This window comes from Candidatus Cyrtobacter comes, assembly GCF_034470605.1.
Taxonomy (GTDB): Bacteria; Pseudomonadota; Alphaproteobacteria; order Rickettsiales; family Midichloriaceae; genus Cyrtobacter; species Cyrtobacter comes.
On record NZ_JARGYT010000084.1, the window covers coordinates 1 to 5,073 of the forward strand.

Here is a 5,073-nt window from a genome sequence, read left to right on the forward strand (position 1 = left end):
TTCGCTAAACTCAAAGAAAATCGACGCTTAGCATTACGATTTGAGAAATCCGATCTCTCTTTCCTTGCCTTTATAGCTTTAGCATCTATTAAATACAACCTTTGTTAACAGTGCCTAATACGTAGTTTTTACATATGCGTTTTGCACAGTTAAAAATAATCGCTATAATGGTTCGCCATATAACTAAAAATACCTAATTCACACATGGTTATAGAAATGGATTCCCAATATAATGATGAAAATTTGGATGTAGAGGAATGGATTTATTTTGTACAAAGAGCTGATGACTTTATAACAAATTTTGGAGAGAGGTTAGCAACAAGGTCGGGGTCGGGGTGGAGAAAGCATAGCGAGATCCTACAATCAGAAAAACCTTTTTCAACGCAAGTAACTGAGTTCACAAGAAATCTTATAAGCTATGTTATATTTTGGTCTGGCTATTATCAGATTATTCATAATCTCTTTATTCCAGGACTTCTTTCATACTATAAAAAATATAACGGCCTATCTGATGATTATGTTGTTCAAATATTAGAGGCAATCAAAGTATCAGTACCATCACAAAAAGATATGATTCTGGATGTAGGATGTGATGCATTATTGTTTTATGGGATGAGCGCAATTTTTTCTGAAAAACCATATATTCCTAGATTCAAAGATGGTAAATTTGTAATCGGAGAGTTGTTTGTGCTTTTATTTAGTGTGTTTAAGTATTCTGTCTTTGGGAAAAGGAGTAATACTGAGGGGCATGATACTCATGATACTATAGCTTTTGACACTATCTTAGTATTTACATCGCCTATAATTAGCAGGTTAATTCTACCAAAATTCAAATGGTTTTTTAAAGCAAGTGATCAAGTAATGGATCAAATAATGCTTGCTACTTTTTCTTCTATTTCTGAGCTTCATAAATATATAGGAAATTGTTTTTTAGAGAGAAAACTTCTCGTTGAGAGTGCTAAATCTATAACTGAAAGTGAATGCAATATACCTGGAGGCACTACACTTGAAGACCTACATAATGATAATGGACAATACGATTTGTAGATTATGAAGGTAATAGATAGTGTAATGGCGAGATTTTAAATATATTTATAGTGGATAAATATAGAAATATTGGAAAGAGATTTAGGCTCAAGCTTATTGTGCGCTTATTCATAATATGTGGAATTAATTGATACTCTTTTGAAAGAGGTCTATTATTGCAAATGCTATATTACTAGAGTAAAACCTTGGGGATTTTTTTGTATAAAAGATGTTACAAAATGTAAGGGGCACTAGGGATTTAATAGGGTTAGATCTGGTGCTATATAAAAAGATACTGCAAATGGTATCTGATATATCGCTCTGTTACTCATATTCAGAAATATCGACGCCAATATTAGAATATTCTTCTATTTTTCAGAAAACATTAGGCGAAACCTCTGATATAGTTTCTAAGGAGACTTATACGTTTGATGATAGAGAAAAGAGAAGCCTTATTCTAAGACCAGAGTTTACAGCTGCAATAGCTAGGGCCGTAATATCAGGTGGGATGACGCAAAACATGCCGCTGAAACTTTTTAGCCATGGGCCACTTTTTAGACATGAACGGCCTCAGAGAGGGAGATATAGAGAGTTTCATCAGTTAAATTTTGAATTCCTTGGTGAGGATTCTCCATTTGCAGATGCGGAGCTTTTATATATGCTCCAAAAAATTGTGGAAGCTTTAGGTATTAAAGAAGCAGTTTCTTTGCAGATTAATACAATAGGAGATTTTGAATCTAGAGAAGCTTATAAAAGTGCTTTAATAAAATATTTACATGATAAAAAGAATAGCCTTTCAAAAGAGAGTCTTGCAAAAATAGAGAAAAATGTTCTTAGGGTATTAGATTCAAAAAGTGAGGAAGATATAGAAGCTCTAAAATGTGCTCCTAGTATCATGGATTACTTAAATAAAAGATCTAAGGAATTTTATGTGCAACTTTTAGATATTTTGGATTCTTTAGGAGTGCGGTATTTTCAAAATAATAAGCTTGTTAGAGGCATGGATTATTATAATGATACAGTTTTTGAATTTACTACTGAGTTATTGGGGGCGCAATCTACTGTTATAGCGGGTGGTAGGTATGATAACCTGTTTAAAATGATGGATTCAAAATTTAATATACCGGCGGTTGGTGCGGCGGCAGGTATTGAGAGGCTTATGGAGTTAGTAGATAACCATGAGGAAAATAGCGATAGCTTGGTAAGTGTGATAACGCTTAGCCAGGAAATGGAAGGTTTGAAGCTCGCTATATTGCTTAGAGGGCTTGGAATAAAAACTGATATGTTGTATTTTGCCTCATTGAAAAAATGCATAAAGAGAGCTTCAAAAACGCGCTTTACGGTTATTATAGGTGAAGATGAAATAAGAAGTATGAAATATAAAGTTAAGGATATGGGATCAGGTGAAGAGGTATTCATTGAGTGTCATCGTGTGCCAAATTATATATTTGAAAAATTGCGTTTATTAAATTCATAAATTAATTTCTTTTTTTGCAGAGAATTCATTATTTTTTGATTATATCGCAATAAACATAGCGGCAGTTCACTAAGAGCGCTAACTGATTGTATATTTGATCTTTTTATAAATCAAAAAACTATAAATTGTGTGTATATATAATATCTTAACCCCATCTAATCTATTTAATTCTTCATATAAGAATGAATAACATATCCATTCTTACAGAGCTATGTTATCTATCTATTAGTGGCGGCCTTTAGGTAATATATTTTTATTTTTTATAACTATATTTTACATTGGATTATTGTTAGCTTCATATAAAGTTAGTATTGGTATATATGCAGAACGTAGAAAGTATTAAGGCGGCAATAGCTGCGGTCCCTGATTACCGAATTGTGGGTAAAATAGTTTCTGTTAGCGGTATTATGCTGGAAGTTAGCGGTATAGAAAATTTTGCAAGCATAGGAAGTAGATGCGTTATCCATGGTAATAGTGGTAACCATATAAATGCTGAAGTTATTAGTATAAAAGGTAAAATTTCTGTTTTACTTCCATTTCAGGATACAAAGGGGATAGGGCCTGGTGCTGATGTTACGCTACTTTCGCAGATGAATTTTATATATCCAACAAAGGCGTGGTTGGGTAGAGTTATTGATGCATTTGCAAAGCCAATAGATGGAAAGGGGCCGCTAGAGATTGGGAACGTACCGTGTCAGGTGCATAATAAGGCTATAGCGCCAAATTTAAGAAACAGGGTTGCTGGAAAAATAGATACTGGAATTAGGGCTTTAAATACATTTCTAACTTGCTGTAAAGGGCAAAGAATGGGTATTTTTTCAGGCTCGGGTGTTGGAAAATCCATGATGATGGCAATGCTTACAAAATTTGCCTCAACTGGTATAAAAGTAATAGCGCTTATAGGAGAAAGGGGTAGGGAGGTTAGGGAATTTATAGAAGATTATCTAGGTGAAGAAGGGCTATCTAAAGCTGTGGTAGTTGTAGCAACATCAGATGAATCGCCATTGATTAGAAGGGAGGCGGCATATCTCAGTACAGCAATTTGTGAATATTATAGAGATTTAGGTGAAGATGTGCTTTTAATGATGGATAATGTAACTAGGTTTGCTATGGCGCAAAGAGAGATAGGGCTAGCGGCTGGTGAGCCACCAACTACTAAGGGCTATACCCCGAGTGTTTTCTCACACTTACCAAAATTACTTGAAAGATCTGGCCCAGGACCAATAGGAAAAGGTTCGATTACAGCATTTTATAGCGTTCTTGTGGAGGGTGATGATCATAATGAGCCGATTGCAGATACTGTTAGGGGTATATTAGACGGGCATATTGTCTTAGATCGCTCCATAGCTATGAAGGGTATATATCCAGCTATAGATGTTTTAAAAAGCATTTCAAGAACAATGCCAAGATGTAACTCTGATGAAGAAAATGCTCTTATAGATAGGGCAAAAAACATACTATCTACATACGATGACATGGTTGATATGATAAGAATAGGGGCTTATAAAAGCGGATCTGATTTACAAGTAGATGAGGCGATAAAGTGTTATCCAAAGTTGTGTAATTTTATATCGCAGAAGTACTATCAAAGCGATAATATAGAATCTTCTTATAAGAAGTTAGCAATGGCGCTTGAATAAATACATACTTTTTTGCTGCATATGGCATTTTAAAGGATGTGGTGCAAAGTGCTATAAACAAGAATATTGGAGATGATAAAAAGAAGTGTTGCATCATGGTTTTTGGAGCTATAACAAATATAGTGATTTAAGCCGCATAGGCTATATTACCCATCTCACCATCTCAAAAGCTATATAATGGAATATCGTACATATTTCACGGCAAGAAGAGCTATGAGTGAAAAGTTTCTGCATATAAGAATGGTGAAAATGGGTACAGAGTTCTCGTTGCTTGATCACAGGTATTATTAAAGTGTGATATAGCTAAAGCAGTATAAAATTATTACATAAACAGTAACTTTTTTAAATTTAACCCAATGATAACTAACATATTTTTAAAATTAATCATGTGCCATTTTTATGACGCTTTAGCTATATGAAGTGGTCTTAATTGAGGTCATCCCAGGGGCCCAAAAAAAATAATGAATTGGCGAAGCAAAGATGCTATTATTCAGGCATGGCATTTAAGAGCAGGATTGTTGTGAGTAGCATAGAGGTTTCGAAAGAGACCTATGCTAAATAGTAAGGTTTCTGGTATATTTGGATAGTGCATATACATAAAAAATATATATTACAATTTTCTAATTGATAAAGAAGAATTTAGTGGGTATGCTTAATTATATAACCTTAGGTTGATTTATGCATAAACAGTCATTATCTGGAGCGGATCAAAAGCTTTATGAAATAGCTGAAGAGATTGCTATGAAAGGATATGATGTTACACAATATGAAAGGTGAATCAGGCAATTATTGTCAGAGGGTGCTAGGTTTTCTAATATCCAAGATTCACTATATAGCTAATCCGTTATAAAATGTCATGCTAATTTTGATAAAAATGATATAAATGCTATATAAAGAAAAAATGTCATATCCAATAGAATTTAGAAAGAA

3 protein-coding genes are annotated in these 5,073 nt (G+C 33.8%); all 3 read left to right on the forward strand.

All coding sequences use genetic code 11. The annotated features are described in order from the left end of the window. Nucleotides 1-216: 216 nt before the first annotated feature. The gene (locus tag Cyrtocomes_RS05105; RefSeq protein WP_322498116.1) at nt 217-1,047 is read left to right on the forward strand and encodes a hypothetical protein; all 831 of its coding nucleotides are present in this window, start codon (nt 217-219) and stop codon (nt 1,045-1,047) included. Between the two features lie 208 nt (nt 1,048-1,255). After that, nucleotides 1,256-2,503, forward strand: coding sequence for a histidine--tRNA ligase (gene hisS, locus Cyrtocomes_RS05110; RefSeq protein ID WP_322498117.1), 1,248 nt, complete (start codon nt 1,256-1,258; stop codon nt 2,501-2,503). 320 nt (nt 2,504-2,823) lie between these two features. Continuing rightward, nucleotides 2,824-4,143, forward strand: coding sequence for a flagellar protein export ATPase FliI (gene fliI, locus Cyrtocomes_RS05115; protein WP_322498118.1), 1,320 nt, complete (start codon nt 2,824-2,826; stop codon nt 4,141-4,143). The last annotated feature ends 930 nt before the right edge of the window (nt 4,144-5,073 follow it).